This is a genomic window from Alteromonas sp. DYW1 (assembly GCF_059752595.1).
In genome coordinates this window covers 2,645,110-2,664,600 of sequence record NZ_CM186038.1, presented here as the reverse complement: position 1 = coordinate 2,664,600, position 19,491 = coordinate 2,645,110, and the positions used below count along the sequence as shown (strand labels likewise).

Annotated in this window: 17 protein-coding genes; 12 read left to right on the top strand and 5 right to left on the bottom strand. The window is 45.9% G+C overall.

Features of this window, described 5'->3' with window-relative positions; all coding sequences use genetic code 11:
* Positions 1-125: 125 nt before the first annotated feature.
* The 5 genes from AC121Z_RS11950 to AC121Z_RS11930 are packed head-to-tail and all read right to left on the bottom strand — an operon-like array spanning position 126 to position 5,815.
* Complete coding sequence (locus tag AC121Z_RS11950; RefSeq protein ID WP_498124243.1) at positions 126-1,676, bottom strand: glycosyltransferase; 1,551 nt, start codon at positions 1,674-1,676, stop codon at positions 126-128.
* Positions 1,663-3,153: a glycosyltransferase gene (locus AC121Z_RS11945; RefSeq protein WP_498124242.1), complete on the bottom strand. Its 1,491-nt coding sequence runs from the start codon at positions 3,151-3,153 to the stop codon at positions 1,663-1,665. Before AC121Z_RS11945 ends, AC121Z_RS11950 begins: the two co-directional genes overlap by 14 nt.
* Positions 3,137-4,252, bottom strand: a complete 1,116-nt coding sequence (locus tag AC121Z_RS11940) for a DegT/DnrJ/EryC1/StrS family aminotransferase (RefSeq protein WP_498124241.1) — start codon at positions 4,250-4,252, stop codon at positions 3,137-3,139. Before AC121Z_RS11940 ends, AC121Z_RS11945 begins: the two co-directional genes overlap by 17 nt.
* A gap of 6 nt (positions 4,253-4,258) precedes the next feature.
* On the bottom strand, positions 4,259-4,840 hold the full coding sequence (locus AC121Z_RS11935) for an acyltransferase (protein WP_498124240.1): 582 nt from the start codon (positions 4,838-4,840) through the stop codon (positions 4,259-4,261).
* Positions 4,841-5,815 (bottom strand): Gfo/Idh/MocA family oxidoreductase, encoded by a 975-nt coding sequence (locus AC121Z_RS11930; protein ID WP_498124239.1) that lies wholly within the window; start codon positions 5,813-5,815, stop codon positions 4,841-4,843. It lies immediately after the preceding gene.
* A gap of 284 nt (positions 5,816-6,099) precedes the next feature.
* Here AC121Z_RS11930 and AC121Z_RS11925 point away from each other — a divergent pair, with 284 nt between their 5' ends.
* From AC121Z_RS11925 to fliJ, 12 genes are all read left to right on the top strand, one after another.
* A complete protein-coding gene (locus tag AC121Z_RS11925) occupies positions 6,100-7,179 on the top strand; it encodes a stealth family protein (protein WP_498124238.1) in 1,080 nt (359 codons plus the stop codon).
* Positions 7,180-7,289: 110 nt separating this feature from the next.
* On the top strand, positions 7,290-8,090 hold the full coding sequence (locus AC121Z_RS11920) for a flagellin N-terminal helical domain-containing protein (RefSeq protein ID WP_498124237.1): 801 nt from the start codon (positions 7,290-7,292) through the stop codon (positions 8,088-8,090).
* A gap of 144 nt (positions 8,091-8,234) precedes the next feature.
* Positions 8,235-9,698 carry a sigma-54 dependent transcriptional regulator gene (locus tag AC121Z_RS11915; protein ID WP_498124236.1) on the top strand — a complete coding sequence of 488 codons (1,464 nt, stop codon included), beginning with the start codon at positions 8,235-8,237 and terminating at the stop codon, positions 9,696-9,698.
* Positions 9,699-9,823: 125 nt separating this feature from the next.
* A complete protein-coding gene (locus AC121Z_RS11910; RefSeq protein ID WP_498124235.1) occupies positions 9,824-10,762 on the top strand; it encodes a choice-of-anchor A family protein in 939 nt (312 codons plus the stop codon).
* Positions 10,763-11,006: 244 nt separating this feature from the next.
* Positions 11,007-12,179, top strand: coding sequence for a sensor histidine kinase (locus AC121Z_RS11905; RefSeq protein WP_498124234.1), 1,173 nt, complete (start codon positions 11,007-11,009; stop codon positions 12,177-12,179).
* A 1-nt stretch (position 12,180) separates the two neighbouring features.
* Positions 12,181-13,530 (top strand): sigma-54-dependent transcriptional regulator, encoded by a 1,350-nt coding sequence (locus AC121Z_RS11900; RefSeq protein ID WP_498124233.1) that lies wholly within the window; start codon positions 12,181-12,183, stop codon positions 13,528-13,530.
* A 162-nt stretch (positions 13,531-13,692) separates the two neighbouring features.
* A complete protein-coding gene (gene fliE / locus AC121Z_RS11895; RefSeq protein ID WP_498124232.1) occupies positions 13,693-14,019 on the top strand; it encodes a flagellar hook-basal body complex protein FliE in 327 nt (108 codons plus the stop codon).
* Positions 14,020-14,030: 11 nt separating this feature from the next.
* A complete protein-coding gene (fliF, locus tag AC121Z_RS11890; protein WP_498124231.1) occupies positions 14,031-15,725 on the top strand; it encodes a flagellar basal-body MS-ring/collar protein FliF in 1,695 nt (564 codons plus the stop codon).
* Between the two features lie 11 nt (positions 15,726-15,736).
* A complete protein-coding gene (gene fliG / locus AC121Z_RS11885; protein WP_498124230.1) occupies positions 15,737-16,777 on the top strand; it encodes a flagellar motor switch protein FliG in 1,041 nt (346 codons plus the stop codon).
* Positions 16,778-16,803: 26 nt separating this feature from the next.
* On the top strand, positions 16,804-17,580 hold the full coding sequence (fliH, locus tag AC121Z_RS11880; RefSeq protein ID WP_498124229.1) for a flagellar assembly protein FliH: 777 nt from the start codon (positions 16,804-16,806) through the stop codon (positions 17,578-17,580).
* On the top strand, positions 17,573-18,934 hold the full coding sequence (gene fliI / locus AC121Z_RS11875) for a flagellar protein export ATPase FliI (RefSeq protein WP_498124228.1): 1,362 nt from the start codon (positions 17,573-17,575) through the stop codon (positions 18,932-18,934). Before fliH ends, fliI begins: the two co-directional genes overlap by 8 nt.
* Complete coding sequence (gene fliJ, locus AC121Z_RS11870; protein ID WP_498124227.1) at positions 18,934-19,371, top strand: flagellar export protein FliJ; 438 nt, start codon at positions 18,934-18,936, stop codon at positions 19,369-19,371. Before fliI ends, fliJ begins: the two co-directional genes overlap by 1 nt.
* Positions 19,372-19,491 lie beyond the last annotated feature (120 nt).

Sequence of the window (19,491 nt, the reverse complement as noted above, 5' to 3'; positions counted from 1 at the left end):
TTGCTTTAACGGCCACGCATAGCGATTCCCGTGATAGTTCAACAAAGAATTTAAATGATCAACTAGTTCGAATTCACAACGGGCCTATTGAATGTATGAATAACATGATCAATATCAAAAAACTGTTACAACATCAGCTCAGAAATTATTCTCACCACCTGCTGCGCTGAGTAATGTTGTTCAATATGACTAAAACCAGCGCGAAGAAGACTTTCTTTTTGTTCTTCAGTAAGATTGATAAGGGAAATTATATTTTTACTTAATGCATCGATATCGCGCGCATTACAAATATAATCGTGGTATTCACTTGCGATCGCATCTCGGGTACTACCCACGTCGGTAGCCACAACCAAGCAGCCATTGGCTTGACCTTCAATTAAAGCATTAGGAAGCCCCTCAATCAGTGATGTTTGCAGGAGAACATCAGCCTTTTGGAGAATTGGGGTTGGATCAGCTATAAACCCTGCAGTTTCAGCTATGTTAGTAAGCGAATGTTTTACTAATAAAGATTCAACCGGGGCTCGCATTATGCCATCTCCGATTAATACGGCTTTAAACTCTAGTCCTTTTCTCTGCAAGGCAGCCAAAACTCGCACAAAGTCATCGGGTGCTTTTTCTGGAGAAAGGCGCATTAGCCCTATAATGAGGGGGACCTTCGACTGTGAATTATTAATAAGCTCAGGTTTATTTAAATTTACAATATTGGGAATGTAATGGATGCTTTTACCCGATACGTTCAGCCAATTGGCGTAGCTTCTAATGCCCTCTAAGGCATTTGCGGCGAGGTGAATATGATTATGTTTCTGCCACTCTCTATAACGGGCAGCCATGCTATCTGGGTCTAGACAGAATCCTGATGTTTCGCTTTTTTTAATTAGTTCTGCCGGAGATAAAGAGCGAAAAAACAAAAGCGTAGATATTTTGCACATGTTGGCCGACAAATATCCACAGACCATATTTGCCTCATCTAAGAAGCTTATAATCGCGCTCGGCCTTTCTTTTTTTAACCATAAATACATTTCATAGATGTAATGTTGTCCACGCAGGGAAAATCTATGAAATGTTGGTTCTTGAATTAATAGAGAGAACTCTTCGTTGCGAATGTCTGGGGCAATTAAATCATTAAAGTTAGTGTATCTGATGTTATTCACTAAAAGCTTTTCTTCATATGTAGGCTGATTAAAGCTAACTGCGGATAAGCCAATCAAGATCACCGTTTTCCCTACTTCCTTTAGGGCCAGCGCCAGCATCATTGCTTGTTGCTCAGCACCGCCCACAGCTAGCCGTGGAAGGACAATCGCTACTTTATTTTTGTCGGTAATGAATTTATCTAATTTGTGTTTTGAGTTAGGAGTCTCCGAAAGCTCAACACTAACTCGCTCACAAAACTCCCGATAATCAATACAATTAGTGCAACCAAGACTATTTGCCATTGCTTGGATTGTATCGCCGAAGCGCTGCGCATCAGCACAAATTACTACCAATGTATTAGCAGCGATTACATCCAAATTATCGACAGATTCAATGATGGTATTGGCGAATAAATATTGACGTTGTTGAGGATTTTGGTCGACCACCGTCCAGGTCAGTTTGAGATTCTGGCATATAATTGATGCATAAACGGCGGCCCGATTGGCACCCCACAAGACAATTCTTGAGTAATCACGTAATGCCATAACGGCTAGCCTTAAAATCGGAATTAGTTATCGGCAAGGTGAGAAGCCTTATAACTTGATGTAATACCTGTTGGTTTGAATTATGTACTGTTGCATTATTGCTTGCGTCTATCAGTGCTGTCGCTAAGCCTTGCTCGCAACAAAAACGAGTCATTCCGTCTACTAAGCCCTGTGTACTATTTTCAACTAATAGCCCGGCCGTACCATTTTCTAGTATTTCTGCATTACCTCCGCAATTGGTCGCTATTACTGGAAAACCAGACAACAAAGCCTCTGCTACCGCTAGAGGATGTCCTTCCGTATGTGAAGCAGATACAAAACAAGTAAAACCAGTTCCCAGAGTAAACGGCGAATCTACAAAACCGGCAAACATAACCGCAGTGTCTAAGTTAAGCTTTTGTGCCTGACTGATCAGTTCTTCTCGCTCTGGCCCATCGCCGATTAGTGTCAGCTTAGCGTTTTTATGTTTATTCAACAAGTGTCGAAAGGCGATCAATAAACGGTCATACCCTTTAACTCTCGCTAGTCGGCCAACCGAAAAAAAATGTGGTTCAGCGTTTATCGTGTGAGCCCCTTGGCGCTTGGCTGGGGTAGCGATAAAGTTCGCAATAACATGCTGTCGCTGACTATCGATACGAAATGTTGCATTGAATCCCTTACGAGCATCATCAGAAACAAATACTAAATCCTCAATTGTCGTGTAGCAATCTCGCTCTTGCTCTAGCGCTTGGAAGCAATAATTCTGCGTCCAGTGATTGGTTTGTAAATTTGTATGACACCAAGCAATGGTTCTAGGCGCCTGGCTGTAGGCGACAACTTTGGTGGCCCATCCTTCTAGATAGGCAATATCGAGATCGAATGCCTGAGCGCCGAACCATTGATTTATCTGCTGACTGTCGGCTATCCGCAAGGCCAACCTAACGACGTTTTGGTTACTAGCATAATCACTGAGGCATATAAGGTTTATATGGTCGGGAAGTTTGTTGCGATAATGGTTGTTGTCAAACAAGGAAAGTACCGTAATGGCGTAGCTTGATTGCGGCAATGCTCCGATTAAAGATAGCAGCGATTTTTCTGCGCCACCAGCACCCAAAGAGTTGATCACAAACCGAATGTTAAAAGTCGCTGGATCAGCAACGGACATTGGTTGTATGGCACGTGCGGCGGCGTTGATGTATGCATTGGCGGCGGCAATGATTTCTGGTACTTCGTGTAAGGCCTTAATTCGTTTGCGCGATACGTTGCGTTTGAGTAACTCGGTGGTGATAGCGTCATGGAAATTACTGGCTACGATCACAAATGACCATTCTACTGTGTGTATATCGTCAACGCTTATTATTGAGTATTCGCCAATGACAGCTTGTTTTGGCTGAGTTTCTACAATATTTACAATTTCAAAGTGTGCGCTAATAAAGCCAACAAAATCTTGGAACAGTTGGCCAGCCCCATACACCAGAACTTTAGGTGATGCAGCCATTGAGAGTCTCCACGATAAGATCAAGCTCTGCGGCAGTCAGATAAGCATGGGTCGGAATACTGAAAATTTTCTGACTCATGGCAATGCTGTTTGGTGTCGATGCACTTGGTGCGTGGCAAAGTGCAGTTTGCTGATTTAACGGGATCGGATAGTAAATAGCGTGTGGAATATCCTGCTCAGACAAGTGTGCCAAGATAGTTTCACGCGGTATTTCCGGATGCCAGATCGAATATTGTGCCCACGCACTTGAAAACCTATTAGGTATGTGTGGTGTTACAAACGAACGGTCTAAATGACGGCTTAAAAATGCAGCATTGCGTTGACGAACGGTGCATTCGTGGTCAAAAATTGAAAGCTTCTCCAATAGTATTGCCGCTTGTAATGTATCTAAGCGGCTGTTTAAGCCAATGCGCACATTCTCATACTTATGCGTACCTTTGCCGTGCAAACGAATCGACTGACAACGCTCGGCTAAGTTTGAGTTTGCGGTAAATATTGCGCCGCCATCACCAAAGCATCCCAGAGGCTTTGCCGGGAAAAAGCTGGTTGTGGCGATATCGCCAAATCCACAGGCTTTTTGGCCATTAATTGCACCACCAAAACCTTGCGCACCATCTTCAATTAGATGCAAACCATAATTTTCACATAACGCACTAATAGCAGGGTAATCAGCGGGCAAACCAAACAGGTCTACACTGATTACCGCTTTTGGGGTTAAGTGTTTGTGCTGCGCGGATTCTACGATTGCTTTAGCTAGGCTATTGGGACACAGGTTAAATGTGTCTTTATTAATATCAACAAAATAGGGGGTAGCACCAACGAGCGCTATTACTTCAGCCGTGGCAAAGAATGAAAATGCGGTGGTAAATACAATATCACCAGGACCAACACCAAGTGCCATCAGCGCGATTTGTAGCGCGTCGGTGCCATTTGCACAGCTAATGCAATGTTCGATTCCAACGTAACTCGCTAATTCCGCCTCTAACTCTTTAACTTCGGGGCCCATAATAAACTGGCCATGCGCGAGCACAGTTTGCATGCGATTGTCGATAGCCGGTTGGAGTGTTTGTAATTGTGCGTTGAGGTCAATTAATTGCATAGTGAACTAACCGAGTTTGGTAACCCGTTGGTTTTGCAATTGATAAACACTACCAGAATGTGGACAGGTAGCTTGGCCAACACCATCAACATTATTTGTAAACTTCAGCTGCTCACCGTACTCACTCATCCAGCCAATTACTTTGCCGGGCACACCAACAACAAGTGCGTAATCGGGGACATCTTGTTTCACCACAGTACCAGCACCGATAAATGCATATTGGCCGATGGTTACGCCACACACAATGGTACAATTAGCGCCAAGCGTTGCGCCACGCTTTACCAGTGTTTTACGATACTCATGCTTTCTGGATATTGCCGAACGCGGGTTATAAACATTGGTAAAAACCATCGATGGTCCGCAAAATACATCATCTTCTAAGGTAACACCCTCATAAACCGAGACATTGTTTTGTATTTTGACGTTGTTGCCAATAGTGACCTGATTTGCAACAAAGACGTTTTGGCCTAATGAACATTGCTCGCCAATAATTGCTGAGGAACACACGTGCACCCAATGCCAAATAGCAGTACTGCTGCCTATTTGCGCGCCATCGTCAATGATTGCAGTAGGGTGCACATTGGGCATCTAAGATACGCTTACAAGGAATGGATGGGCGAGGGCGCTACTGGATTTGGTCGCCATGTTGCGGATGTCGGCCACGGTATTGATCGCCACCACGTTGTCTTCAAGTCCAAAACCCTTACCTGCAAGAATGGCTTCATAGCTACGTGTGTGTAAATCGGTGAAGCCACCTGAAAACTCAATTTCTTCGCCGTTGAGGGTAATGCTGCGATAAGTGCGTTGACCTTGTAGTCGGGCTGTAGCTGGCAATTGCTCAAAATCCGTGGATAAAAACCAGCGTACTCTTGCGTGCTCATACTCTAAAAAACCAGAGGCGGTTTGTGCAGATGAATGAAACAACTGATTATCTTGTAGGTCACCAAACAAAAAATGCAGCATATCAAAGAAATGAACACCAATATTGGTAGCGATACCGCCAGACTTCTTTTCATCACCCTTCCATGAGGTTTGATACCAATGTCCGCGCGAAGTGATATAGGTTAGATCTACGTCATATTTCTTTTTACGTGGCGACTCACCCGCGATTTGCTTCTTTAATGCAATGATCGACGGATGCAAACGCAACTGCAAGATAGTATTGATACGCCGGTCATAATCGCGCTCGAACTCTTTTAGCGCATCGATATTCCATGGGTTAAGCACCAGGGGTTTTTCACAAATAGCATGACAGCCAGAGCGCAGCGCGAAACGAATGTGTGAGTCATGCAAGTAATTGGGCGAGCAAATTGACATATAGTCAACTTTGCGTTCGCTGCGCTTGCGCTTGTCAATGTGACGATCAAAGCGCTCGAATTCGGTGAAAAAATGGCAATTTGGGAAGTAACTGTCGAGGATCCCGACTGAATCACTTGGGTCGAGTGCCGCTACCAGGTCGTTCCCGGTAGTCTTAATCGCTTGCATATGTCGTGGCGCAATATACCCCGCAGCGCCCATTAAGCCGAATGTACTCATTGTTTGCTCATCTATCGTTCGGATCATGATGTATTACTGTTATCGGCGGAATCGACACACTCTTGAACTTAACGCAAGGATGGCAAATTATGCCTAACTACGCAATATTCATGATATTTTTAAACCATTAATGAATTGCAAGACATGGGCCAGTTTACAGTCAAACAAATGGCGCAAAGACACCTTAGACGTGTCGTAAAATTAAGTTTTTAAGCAAATTACCGTTAATTCAGACAGTTGAAATTGCTAGGTAGCTGGTTTACAGAGGTGAAACCACATACTATTTAGCATAGATTAAAATGGAAATGTGCATGAGTATGAGTCTCAAACATCCGATTGATTTTGTTGTTACTTGGGTCGACGGTAATGATCCTGAGTGGTTAGCGCAACGCAATCAATATTCGCCTCAGAATCAACAGATGAATGGGACTGAACGTTTTCGAGACTGGGATAATTTGCAATTTTTGTTTCGGGCATTTGAATCCTTTACCCCATGGGTAAATAAAATCTATTTTGTGACTTGGGGCCATCTACCGAGTTGGCTGAACACTGACCACCCTAAATTGCAGATTGTTCGTCACGAGGATTTTCTTGACGCAAAGAATCTACCTTTATTTAACATTAATGCTATTGAGACTAATTTTCATCGGATCCAAGGATTAAGTGAACACTTTGTTTACTTCAACGATGACACTTTTTTACTCAAACCTTTAGCTCCAAATGTATTTTTCAAAAATGGTTTACCCGTCAATGCAATGATTTCTAACATTATGCATGAGGGAGTTATCGCACCTATTGTGCTTAATGATATAGAGCTCATTAACAAGAATTTTAATCGCCACAAGGGAGAAAAATTAACCAAACGTGGAATCGCCATGAAGCATTTTTGGAAATGGTTTTATCCCGGATATGGTCTGCGTCTGCTTGACACCTTGCTGCTGATGTATTGGAAAACCTTTAGTGGTTTCGTGAATTACCATCATGCACAACCTCTGTTAAAGTCTGTTTACGAAGAGGTGTGGGACAAAGAACCAGAGGTCATGGAACAGGTCTCCGCGTCTAAATTCAGAGCTAATACGGATGTTAATCAATATCTTTTTCGCTACTGGCAATTTGCCACTGGGCAGTTTACGCCTGATTCGATCAACAATGCATTTAAACGACGAAAATACGTTGAGTTACGTTCTGTGGAAGGCGTTGAGACCGCTTGCGCTGAGATTGTCTCAGGGAACTATGAAATGTATTGCCTCAACGACTCAATGTCCAAAGGCCGCTTTACAGAAAGAGATGTATCGCCAGCAGAATTTGAGTACTGTAAAAGCGCCATACAAAAAGCACTATCAAGTGTGTTACCGAATGCAAGCGAGTTTGAGGCTGTGGGGAACAAGTAAACAAATTTAATCGTATACAAAGGTATGCGATCAAATACCTATCGGAACCTGTTTTGCTTACATTTTGCACAGCGTTTGCTATACTCCTTGGGAGGTATGAGGGGGAAATTATGATTAATTTCAACACAGATTCTAACGCATCGCTGCTCCAGCAAGTGCAACAAAAGCAAGAGACCTTGTTTGAGCGCTTAGCCAGTGGGCGTCGCGTAAATAGTGCTGCAGATGACTCTGCGGCACAGCAAATTATTGATCGCTTAACGTCGCAAGTCGAAGGTAATCGGCAATCAATCCGTAATGCTTATGACGGTATTAGCGTGGCCCAAGTTGCCGAGAGTGGACTTCAGGGGATTAACGAAGACGCCCAGCGAATTCGTGAACTAACGCTGCAAGCTGGCAATGGTACGCTCAATGACGCCGATCGCAGAGCGATACAATCTGAGATTTCACAGTTGCAGGAAAATATTTCGCAAACCGTTGAGCAAACTAACTTTGCTGGTCGTCCGTTGTTAAGTGAAAACGGAAACATCGACTTTCAGGTTGGCGCCAATGCGGGCCAGCAGATCGGCCTGCAAACCCGCGACATTCAATCTGAGTTAGAAGGATTGCTCAATGCTGATGTGACTACCTCTGGTGGCATTCAGGAAGCGCTAACTGCCGCAGATGAAGCACTTAACGTGATAGGCGGAGCGCGTTCAGATTTGGGCGCGACACAGAATCAATTCGAAAGCGCTGCGCGCAACTTATCACAAGCTGATGTGAACGCTGCAGCGGCTCGAAGTCGTATTCAAGACACTGACTACGCGCAAGCGGCGTCTGAAAACGCTGCAGCTGGGGTTTTAGGGCAATCAGCACTTAGCGTGCAAGCGCAAGCGAATCAGCAGCAAGGGCAAGTATTAGCACTCTTGAGTTAGATGATTAGTGAATGAGCAGAAAAAGACGGCGATAGCCGTCTTTTTTTATGCTAACTGGTTAATCTAGTTGCGTAAAAATCGGTTATGGTTACAATCAAACTAGCTGCATAACAATAATAATTTACTCATGCGCTCGGGGAACCAATGAACCACATTCTGATTGTCAGCGACAATTCGGCAGTTTTTCAGACATTGCAAACGGTGCTGCAGTTCCTTTCTGAACCCTTCAGCACAAGTTCTCAAGCACAAGGGCCAGAGGTCTTAAAAAATAACCCATCAGGTACGATTGTGATTTTGGATTGTACCGACCAACATAGCCATGATGCATTCTTACGGGCCTTTCCAAGTACCCCATTTTTGAGTGTTGGTGCCTCAGAAAGCATACTATCCGCGCATAAGAATATTGTTGCTAATCTGGTTCTACCGGTTACCTATCCAGCTTTAACTCAAGCGCTTTACCGAGGGCAGGAATACCTTAAGCGACATCCCAGCAACAACAAGCAGGTGCAAAGCAAAACCCGCTTATTTAGAAGTTTGGTGGGTAAGAGTGCACAAATACAAGCTGTCCGGAAGTTAGTTGAGCAAGTCGCACCCACCGACGCGAATGTTTTAGTGCTGGGTGAATCCGGCACGGGTAAGGAAGTTATCGCGCGAAATATTCACTTTTTGTCAGCCCGCAAAGACAATCAGTTTATCCCGATCAACTGTGGTGCTATTCCCGGTGAGCTGCTTGAAAGTGAGCTTTTTGGTCATGAAAAGGGCGCGTTTACTGGTGCAGTTAGCAGCCGTAAAGGCCGTTTTGAGTTAGCTGAAGGCGGAACCCTTTTCTTGGATGAAATTGGCGATATGCCCTTGCAAATGCAAGTTAAGTTGCTCCGGGTACTGCAAGAACGAACGTTTGAGCGTGTAGGCGGGACAAAGCCCATTGCCTGTAATGTGAGAATTATTGCAGCAACGCACCGCGACTTGGAGAAAATGATTGAGCAAGAGAAGTTTCGTGAAGACTTGTATTATCGTTTAAATGTATTTCCAATTGAAAGTCCTGCGTTGCGTGAGCGTCAAGAAGACATTCCTTTATTATTGCAAGAGCTAGTTGCACGATTACAAGACGAAAGTGAAAATTCACAGACGGTAAAATTTACTGAACAAGCCATTCGTTCGCTGATGGAACATCCCTGGCCCGGTAATGTGCGTGAACTCAGTAATTTGGTCGAGCGTTTAACTATATTGCACCCCCAACAACTCATCGATGTTAGTGAGCTGCCGGTTAAATACCAGCATGGAGACATTGAGTACTATGAGCCAGACTATCCGGAAGAAGTTTTAGAGCGACAGGCATTTAATGAATTGTTCGCTGAGAGTGCTGAACAGGACGAGATTGCGGTTGATACCGACACACGTTTGCCACAAGCAGGAGAGACCGAATTGCCTGACGAAGGAGTCAATTTGAAGGAATATCTCTCTGAGTTAGAAATCAATCTCGTGGTTCAAGCGCTTGAGCAAGCAGAGTGGGTAGTCGCGCGAGCTGCCGACAAGCTTGGCATGCGCAGGACCACCCTGGTTGAAAAAATGCGCAAGTACAACATTCAGCGTGAATCAGACGTCTAGTTTGTTAATCACTATTCCCGGTGCTCTGCATACGTATGCAAGTAAAACCTTGGCGTAAAATGCCCTATCAGTAACTCATCGTACCAGTATAATCCGCGCGGTTCTTGTCGTGAGATTTATGGTTAATGAAAAACATTGTTTTAATACTTTCTTGTTTAGTACTTGTGAACGCAGGTTCTGCCCTAGCAACACCGATTTTGTTTGATGATATGGGAGATGCAAATGCTTATGTGTTTGGTGACTTCTCTGCTGCATACTCGGACAGTCAAAACGCGTTATGGGTGGGAGGAGATGCGACACTAAACGGGTATACAGTCGCTACCCTTAATGATTGGAATGCTATTGCATTACATGTTCGTGGGGATCTAACCATGGTTGGTGGCGACATTAATGGATTGGCAGCAGTTGAAGGAGGAACCACAGTGTCACAGAGCTCTGCGCTGCGTCAGGATACGATCACTCACCGGTTTGACCAAGCCTACTTCAACGCGCTTGCGACGCGTTTAAGTGAGCAAGAGGCGGTGCAAACATACATTCAGCACGGTGCCTTCACCGCACTAGGTTCAGCCAACACTGACACTTTATTTATCAATGTAAACCAGCAATTACTTGATTCTGCTTGGGGACTTTTTACCCGGGACTTAACTGCGGGTTCACGGATTATATTCAATGTTGCGGGCGAAGACGTCACTCTTAGTAGTCAGAAAGACTGGCTAGTAAAAGACGTAAATTACGCATTTACTCATGCCGCCAACAATGTTTTATTTAATTTTTACGAAGCGAAGAGTTTAAATATTAGTGGTGGAATATATGGGTCCATTCTTGCGCCTAACGCTGACGTAACTACTGGCTATGGCGTGCTAAATGGGCAGCTTATCGCAAATAGTTTTGCTGGTAATATCCAACTCAATGATGCGCCGTTTAGCGTCGACTCACCAGCGGCATCAGTGCATGAGCCTACACCTTTGTTTTTATTCATGGCGGGATTAATCAGCTTTATTTTCATGCGGGTTTACAGCACTTACAGTGATAAGAAAATAAAACGATTGGGGTACTCTAACTAATCTGCAACCGGCGGACTGCCCACCTCGCATATTTCACTGTGGAAACTTAACAAGGCGTTTCGACAACCCCTTCTTCAATCCGTATTCGGTCGCTTGGTGGACTTTTGTCCACGTGAAAGTCTTTTGCTTTTTTTATGCTTTTTCGGGTGTAATTAACTGATATTTATACAATAAAAATATGGCATGGCTCGTGCTTTTACCTCATTAGATAAAACCAGTGACAGGTTTTTGACACGAGGTAGTCATGTTATTCGAAAATCGCACCATCGAGCACAACATTAGCGAAAATTTTTCTTCTTCCTCAGCGTATGAGGAAGGTTCAGACAAGCAAAGTTCAGTTGCTGTCGATATCGCTAGTTATCAATCGTTAAAGCGTCAATCCCAACGTCTAGAAAGGCTTCTGCAGGTCATGCCTGCGGGAGTTATTGTTATTGACGGCAAAGGTATAGTGCGTCAAGCCAACAAGCTAGCGCGCCAGTTGCTCGGTGAACCGTTAGAGCAAGAGGTTTGGCGTGACATCATCGCCCGCTCTTTTAATCCACGGGCTGATGATGGTCATGAGGTGTCGTTACACGATGGTCGACGGGTGAAGTTGTCTATAACGCCTTTGATTGATGAGCCGGGACAACTGATCGTAATCACCGATCTTACTGAGACCCGTCAACTACAAGCACGGATCAGTCATATGCAACGACTGTCATCACTTGGGCGTATGGTTGCCTCTTTGGCCCACCAGATCCGCACGCCGCTATCCGCGGCCATATTGTACGCAGCCAATCTTGGACAAGAGTCGGTTAAACCTGCGATGCGGAGTAAATTTGTGGCGCGCTTAATTGACCGCCTCCATGAGTTAGAGTCGCAAGTAAATGATATGTTGCTGTTTGCCAAAAGTGGGGAACAACAAGTGGTGGCTGATGTGAATGTTGCAGAGTTGCTAGAACAGGTGGAATCTAGCTGCCAATCTTTGCTCACAAAAGCACAGGTCAATCTACGTTTAAAAGTACACGACAGTGCAGCTTCTGCATTTATCGTTGGTAATGTCACTGCACTGCAAGGCGCATTAGTGAATCTTGTTGATAATGCGGTACAGGTATCACGAGCAAGTGATGAAGTCTCAATATCCGCAGTAATTGATAGCGAAAATCATGAAGTCGTCATTACCTGCAGTGATTCAGGGCCAGGCATACGACCTGCGCAAATTAAGCGTATATTCGAGCCTTTCTATACCACCAAGACCAACGGCACGGGGTTAGGGCTTGCGGTGGTTGCCCAAGCCGTCCGTGCTCACCGCGGGCGGATCAAAGCGAGTAACAGTGAACAGGGAGGGGCAATTTTTACCCTCTGGCTTCCTCTCAAAGGTAATTCACAACAAGCGAGTCAGCCCAAGTCGTTGCGCTTGGCAGATGTGGAGAATTAGTATGTCAAAAACTCAAATTCTGATTGTTGAAGACGATGCCGGTCTGCGTGAGGCCTTGACGGATACGCTAGAACTGGGCGGATATGCAGTAATCGAGGCTGAAAGTGCTGAAGCCGCGTTAATAGCCCTGCATCAACACACGGTTGATCTGGTGGTCAGTGATATTCAAATGGGGGAAATGTCAGGTCTCTCTTTATTACGCAGCATAAAAAGCCGTTACCCACAATTACCGGTATTGTTAATGACCGCTTTTGCAACGATTAATGATGCAGTACAGGCGATGCGTGATGGCGCAACTGATTATTTATCCAAGCCTTTTGCACCGCAAGTGTTGTTGAATTTAGTCGGGCGCTACGCGCCTGCACAGAAAGTGATTTCACGTACCCCTATCGTAGGTGATCCAAGTAGTCATTCCCTGTTGGAACTGGCCGCTAAGGTGGCGCGTTCGGATGCTACAGTAATGGTTTTGGGGCCGTCCGGCTCAGGTAAAGAAGTATTGTCGCGCTACATCCATGACTTGTCACCACGCGCCAAAGAACCCTTTGTGGCAATCAACTGTGCGGCTATCCCAGAAAATATGTTGGAAGCAACACTTTTTGGCTATGAAAAGGGAGCATTTACCGGGGCAATTCAAGCTTGCCCTGGTAAGTTTGAGCAAGCGCAAAACGGTACGTTATTGCTCGATGAAATCACTGAGATGGATATGTCGCTGCAAGCGAAGCTGCTCAGAGTCCTACAAGAGAAAGAAGTCGAACGGCTGGGGTCACGCAAGACCGTGGCACTTGACGTGCGGGTGATTGCTACGAGTAACCGTGATTTACGGCGTGCCGTTGAAAACGGTGAATTTAGAGAAGATCTCTATTATCGCTTGAACGTGTTTCCAATCACATGGCAACCATTGTGTCAGCGTACTGGGGATATTCTTCCACTGGCCGAACACTTGATCCAACGGCATGCGACGGCTAACGGAAATGCCGTACCTAAATTGTCTGCTGCTGCACGCAATAAATTACTCAGCCATGACTGGCCGGGTAACGTGCGTGAACTAGAAAATGTTATACAACGGGCGCTTATCCTAGCGGCACCCGAACAAATTGATGCAAATGATTTACTTATTGAATTTAATGATGGCCCTTCGTTAGCTCCTAAAGAGGGAGTTGTCACCCATTCAGAGGATGCTAACCTGCTCGGCTCTGAGTTACGGCAGCAAGAGCATCAAATCATATTGGATACCTTGGTTTCTTGTAACGGTAAACGTAAAGAGGTGGCGGAAAAGCTCGGCATCAGTCCACGTACGTTACGTTATAAACTTGCACGAATGCGTGAAGATGGCATTGATGTACCCGCGTAACTAGCGCTGCGTTAGCCCCTGAACCGCGATCATCAGTATCGCGGTTTTTTTTGTCAAAAAAATGACATTTTATAATTAAGTTATTGTAATTAAAGAATAAATTAAGTTGGCGTGGCTTTTGCTAAATATTCCAGTGAAGTCAACAATGTGTGAGTACAACTGATGGATATCAAAGCAAACGCACTCTATCAAGAAATGCAGTCCATGGCGCTTGAAGCTAGACCCACCATGGAGCAAGTGCCGGGAGTCAACCTCAATAAGAGTGGTGATAACTTCGCTGATATGTTGTCGGATGCAGTCAACAATGTAAATGACATGCAGCGCCAATCCAGAGAAGCGCAAAAAGCCTTTGAAATGGGCGCGCCCGGTTTGAGCTTAGCGGATGTGATGGTGATGAAAGAGAAATCAGGCATCGCATTCGAAGCCACTCTTCAAGTTCGTAACAAGTTACTTGAAGCCTATAAACAAATCATGAATATGCCAGTATAAGGTGAAGCATCGTGGCTGAGGCAACCAGTACAGAACTCGCCGTCAGTGGTGGTTATGGAAATGACACTGAGGTAGAGCAAAAATCCGGTTTCATGGATGCGTTAGGCTCAACCGACATTATGCGCCAGTTGATGTTGGTTGTTGCACTAGTGATTTGTGTCGCTATTGCGGTGTTTATTTTAATGTGGACACAAGAGCCTGATTATCGGCCATTAGCCAAAATGGAAACTGCCGAACTTATTGAAACCCTGGACTATTTTGATCAAAACCAAATCGATTATCGCCTCGAAGGAAATACCGTATATGTGCGGGAAGATCAGGTGCAAAATATCCGCTTAGGGATGGCTCGCCAAGGGATTTCGCAAGAGGCATCGCAGGGCACTGATATCATTATGCAGGACATGGGGTTTGGTGTCAGCCAGCGGGTAGAGATGGAGCGTCTTAAGCATGCCCGTGAACAACAGATCGCGCGAACGATTGAAGATATCGCTGCGATATCAAAAGCCCGCGTGCTGCTAGCGATGCCGAAAGAGAATGTATTTGCCCGCCGCGAGAAGAAGGCGAGCGCGACGGTGGTCTTAACCGCTAAACGCGGCTCGGTCATTTCCGGTGAAGAAGTTGATGCGGTTGTGGATATCGTGGCGTCAGCGGTGCAGGGGATGGAGCCCAGCCGAGTCACTGTGACCGACAGTAATGGACGGTTACTCAATTCAGGTTCACAAGATTCAATGAGCGCTCGAGCGCGCAAAGAATACGAAATTGAAAAAGCGCGTGAAGATGAGTATTTGGCCAAAATCGATTCGATCTTAATTCCAGTGTTAGGCGTGGGTAATTACACTGCTCAAGCTGATGTCACTATGGACTTTACTGCCGTAGAACAAACCCAGCGTCGCTATAATCCTGATTTGCCTGCCGTGCGCAGTGAAATGATTGTAGAAGAAAACAGTGTAGGCTCAGTGGTAGCGGGGATCCCTGGTGCCTTAACTAACCAACCGCCGTTGGATGCCAATATTCCCGAACAAGCCACTGGCAGCAGCGCCCAACAAAGCGTGCCTGGTCGCAACAGCAAAGAGCAAACCCGTAACTATGAACTTGATACTACGATCAGTCATACCAAACAACAGACCGGTGTCATACGACGGCTGAGTGTATCAGTGGCGGTTGATTACGTATCCAGCACAGCCGAGGATGGCACGGTGACTAATGCTCCCCGTGAACAAGCCGAGTTGTTGAATATTCGGCGGTTACTACAGGGTGGCATTGGCTTTGACGTAACGCGCGGTGATAGTCTTGAAGTTGTCAGCATTCCATTTAGTCGCATGGATACTGGAGATGTGGTGGAAGTGCCGATTTGGGAGCAGCCCCAATTCATGCCTATACTTAAAGTTGTCGTTGGTGGGCTGGTGATCATCGTCTTGATCTTAGCTGTTGTTCGTCCAATGCTGCGCAAGTTAATCAATCCTGATGAAGACATTGATGCCGATGGCTTTGATGCTGATTCAGCACTTGATCTCGGTGATGAAACCATCAGTATGTTGTCGCAAGAATTTGATGAAGGTCAGGTTGGATTTGCTCCAGACGGTTCGCTAATGCTGCCTGACTTACATAAAGATGAAGACGTGCTAAAAGCGGTACGTGCGCTAGTAGCCAATGAACCAGAGTTGTCAGCCCAAGTAGTGAAAGGCTGGCTACTGCAAGATGAGTAAAGGGTTTTAAGATGGCAAACGATCTCGCAACCACCGATGATTCTGGCTACGATGTTGGTAAATTAGAAGGTGTCGATAAAGCCGCAATTCTATTGCTGAGCTTGTCAGAAGAAGATGCGGCACAAATTCTCAAGCATCTTGAGCCAAAGCAGGTACAAAAGCTGGGTACAGCAATGGCCAAAATCGATGATATGACACAGCCTAAGATTACTGCTGTGCATAAACATTTCATCGAAGAGATCCAGAATTACAGTACCATCGGGTTCCAAAGCCAAGACTTTGTCAAACGCGCGTTAACCGCAGCGTTGGGTGAAGATAAAGCAGCCAATTTGATTGACCAAATTTTGATGGGTTCAGGAGCAAAAGGCTTAGATTCATTGAAATGGATGGACTCCAAGCAGGTGGCAAGCATCATTCGCAATGAGCACCCGCAGATCCAAACGATTGTTATGTCTTACCTAGAGCCTGAACAATCGGCTGAAATCTTATCGCAATTCCCAGAGAAGGTGCGTCTTGACTTATTGATGCGGGTTGCCAATTTGGAAGAAGTTCAGCCAGCAGCACTGCAAGAATTAAACGAAATCATGGAAAAACAATTTGCCGGTCAAGCCGGTGCTCAAGCGGCGAAAATGGGCGGCTTGAAATCAGCTGCCGACATAATGAACTATTTGGATACCAACATCGAAGGTCAGTTGATGGATGCTATTCGTGAGCAAGATGAAGAGATGAGTCAACAAATTCAAGATCTTATGTTTGTATTTGATAATCTGGTGGACGTTGATGACCGTGGTATCCAAGCTATTCTGCGAGAAGTTCAACAAGAATCGTTACTTAAAGCGATCAAAGGGGCAGACGACGAGCTCAAAGAGAAAATTACTAAGAATATGTCCAAGCGGGCAGCCGAAATGTTATTGGATGATCTTGAAGCCCTTGGACCGGTGCGGATCAGCGAAGTTGAAACAGCGCAAAAAGAAATCTTGTCTGTGGCACGCCGGCTTGCTGATGCAGGTGAAATTATGCTTGGTGGTGGCGGTGGCGATGAGTTCCTGTAGTTGTGAACTCAAGGTAGGTTTGAATTATGGGTAATACACCCTTTAATCCTGATACTGACGAAGATATTCGTTCCTGGGAACTGCCTTTTGTTGAAGCAGAAGAGCATGTGGATGAGAGTAAAACTAACGCGTTCAATCGTCGCTCGGATTGGAAATATGAGCCGCCAGAGCCGGAAGAAGAAGTCTTACCCCCCACGGCTGAGGAAATTGAGGCGATTAGAGCCGCTGCTTATCAAGAAGGCTTCGATGAAGGCAAGCAGGCAGGGTTTCAGGAAGGACATGCTGAAGGCCTAGAGAAAGGTCATGCAGAGGGTTTGGCTCAAGGAGTTGAAGAAGGCACCGCCCAGGGATTGACTGAGGGGCAAGCGCAAATCGACAACTTATCCGAGCAATGGCAAGCCTTGATTGAAGAATTGCACACGCCCGTGTTAACTACCCATAAAGAAACCCAAAAGCAACTGGTAACATTAGCGGTTGCGTTAGCCAAAGCGGTAATTCGCCGTGAAGTAGTCACGCAGCCAGAAATTATTTTGACCGCCCTAAATGAAGCGATAAAAACCTTACCTATTAATGACCGTATTATTCATATTCGTTTACATCCAGACGATTTGGCTATCGTAAAAGAGACGTTTGACGAAGACACTATTAAAGACCATCAGTGGCAACTTATCGCGACCCCAGAAATGGCGCGTGGCGGTTGTGATATCAGTACTGAGAGTAATGCTGTGGACCATTCCATAGAGCGTCGCAGTAAAGCCGTACTTGAAACCTTTCTATTACAACAGGGATTAGGTGATGTCTGACGCTTTATTGCAGGATCCGATCGCGCCATTTAGCGAACACCTCAATAAACTGGCGAAACAAATTCCCCAGTCCGCCCCTTTGTGTGCCGGTAAGCTGGTTCGAGGGATTGGACTTACCCTCGAAGCTGTCGGTTGTCAATTGCCGGTGGGCAGTCAATGTTTGGTACAAACCATTGACGGACAACTTGAAGCGGAAGTCGTTGGGTTTGGCGAACATATTACCTACTTAATGCCGACTGAAGCGGTTAAAGGTATTGTGCCAGGCTCACGGGTTGAACCGCTGTCTCGAGAGCCTGGATTACCTGTCGGGTTGGGGCTGCTGGGGCGCGTTGTTGATGCAAACGCCCAGCCTCTTGACGGTTTGGGCGCGATTGAGGCGCAGACACGAGTATCCACCAATAAACCACCGATCAATCCACTCACTCGTCGCCAAATCGAACAGCCATTGGATGTTGGGGTTAGAGCGATAAACAGTATGATCACTGTTGGTACCGGCCAGCGTATGGGACTGTTTGCCGGCAGTGGGGTGGGTAAGAGTGTTTTACTAGGGATGATGACACGGGGCACAAGTGCCGATGTTGTAGTCGTCGGCTTGGTTGGAGAACGTGGCCGAGAAGTGAAAGAATTTATCCACGACATTCTGACTGAAGAAGAGCGGCAGCGAGCTGTTATCGTTGCGGCACCGGCGGATACTTCACCCTTAATGCGCTTAAAAGGCTGCGAAACTGCTGTCACTATTGCTGAGTATTTTCGCGATCAAGGCTTAAATGTGCTGTTACTGATCGACTCCTTAACCCGCTATGCGATGGCGCAGCGTGAAATTGCGCTCGCAGTCGGTGAACCGCCCGCGACAAAAGGTTATCCACCCTCTGTGTTTGCTCGTTTGCCCGCATTAGTCGAACGTGCAGGCAATGGCGGTGAGGGGCAGGGCTCTATTACGGCATTTTACACGGTGCTAACAGAGGGGGATGATTTACAGGATCCGATTGCTGATGCAGCCAGGGCGATCCTCGATGGCCATATTGTGTTATCACGCGACCTGGCTGATAGTGGGCACTACCCCGCGATAGATGTACCTGCATCGGTTAGTCGAGTCATGCCTCAAGTGGTTAGTGAAGAGCACCTAGAGTCGATGCGACGGATCCGCCAAGTCTATTCCCTGTATCAGCAAAATCGTGATTTGATTGCCATCGGTGCTTATTCAAAAGGCGCTGATCCACGCATTGATTTGGCGATTCAAGCTGAACCAGCAATTAATGCTTTCTTTCAACAGGGGATGCAGCAAGTGATCCCGTACGATGAATGCATGCAGGCGATGCAAGCATTAGTATCAGGGTTAAAGGTTAGCGTCTAATGTCGCAACATCAATTACAGAAAGTGGCTGATTGGGAACAGCAGAAAGAAGACCGCTGTGCCGGTGCGTTTCATCAGGCGCAACAATATTTGCACCAGCAACAGCAACGCTTGAACAGTATTGAACAATATCGCCAGGAATACATTCAGTCGATTACTGCCAACGGTAAAGGCGGCCTCGGCGCGCGCACCTATACTCAGCATTTGGCGTTCGTGGCACAATTGGATCAAGCTTGCCAACAGCAAAATACAGTAATTAGCCAAGCCATACTCGTGGTGGATCAACGTAAACGCGAATGGTTAGCACAACAGCGCAAGCGCAAAGCAATTGAATTCGTGATTGAACAAAAACGCTTGGCCAAAGCAAAACGGATTGAGCGCTTTGAGCAGCAGCAAGCTGATGAGTATGCGTTACAACGATTCATCCGCAGGGCATGAGCAATGTGCATTACAGCCTCTGTCTATTCCCCTCTGCAAGACTCTCAACGCAGATTGGAACACTACTTGCAAAGTTCACAGGTAACTGTAAATGCTATCGCCGTTAAAAATCATAACCTA

Coding starts and splice junctions, on each gene's coding strand:
- fliI (WP_498124228.1), top strand. CDS start 17,573: ATGTCTGACGCTTTATTGCAGGATCCGATCGCGCCATTTAGCGAACAC.
- AC121Z_RS11940 (WP_498124241.1), bottom strand. CDS start 4,252: ATGCAATTAATTGACCTCAACGCACAATTACAAACACTCCAACCGGCT.
- fliJ (WP_498124227.1), top strand. CDS start 18,934: ATGTCGCAACATCAATTACAGAAAGTGGCTGATTGGGAACAGCAGAAA.
- fliH (WP_498124229.1), top strand. CDS start 16,804: ATGGGTAATACACCCTTTAATCCTGATACTGACGAAGATATTCGTTCC.
- AC121Z_RS11935 (WP_498124240.1), bottom strand. CDS start 4,840: ATGCCCAATGTGCACCCTACTGCAATCATTGACGATGGCGCGCAAATA.
- AC121Z_RS11925 (WP_498124238.1), top strand. CDS start 6,100: ATGAGTATGAGTCTCAAACATCCGATTGATTTTGTTGTTACTTGGGTC.
- AC121Z_RS11950 (WP_498124243.1), bottom strand. CDS start 1,676: ATGGCATTACGTGATTACTCAAGAATTGTCTTGTGGGGTGCCAATCGG.
- AC121Z_RS11920 (WP_498124237.1), top strand. CDS start 7,290: ATGATTAATTTCAACACAGATTCTAACGCATCGCTGCTCCAGCAAGTG.
- fliE (WP_498124232.1), top strand. CDS start 13,693: ATGGATATCAAAGCAAACGCACTCTATCAAGAAATGCAGTCCATGGCG.
- AC121Z_RS11900 (WP_498124233.1), top strand. CDS start 12,181: ATGTCAAAAACTCAAATTCTGATTGTTGAAGACGATGCCGGTCTGCGT.
- fliG (WP_498124230.1), top strand. CDS start 15,737: ATGGCAAACGATCTCGCAACCACCGATGATTCTGGCTACGATGTTGGT.
- AC121Z_RS11905 (WP_498124234.1), top strand. CDS start 11,007: ATGTTATTCGAAAATCGCACCATCGAGCACAACATTAGCGAAAATTTT.
- AC121Z_RS11910 (WP_498124235.1), top strand. CDS start 9,824: ATGAAAAACATTGTTTTAATACTTTCTTGTTTAGTACTTGTGAACGCA.
- AC121Z_RS11945 (WP_498124242.1), bottom strand. CDS start 3,153: ATGGCTGCATCACCTAAAGTTCTGGTGTATGGGGCTGGCCAACTGTTC.
- AC121Z_RS11930 (WP_498124239.1), bottom strand. CDS start 5,815: ATGATCCGAACGATAGATGAGCAAACAATGAGTACATTCGGCTTAATG.
- AC121Z_RS11915 (WP_498124236.1), top strand. CDS start 8,235: ATGAACCACATTCTGATTGTCAGCGACAATTCGGCAGTTTTTCAGACA.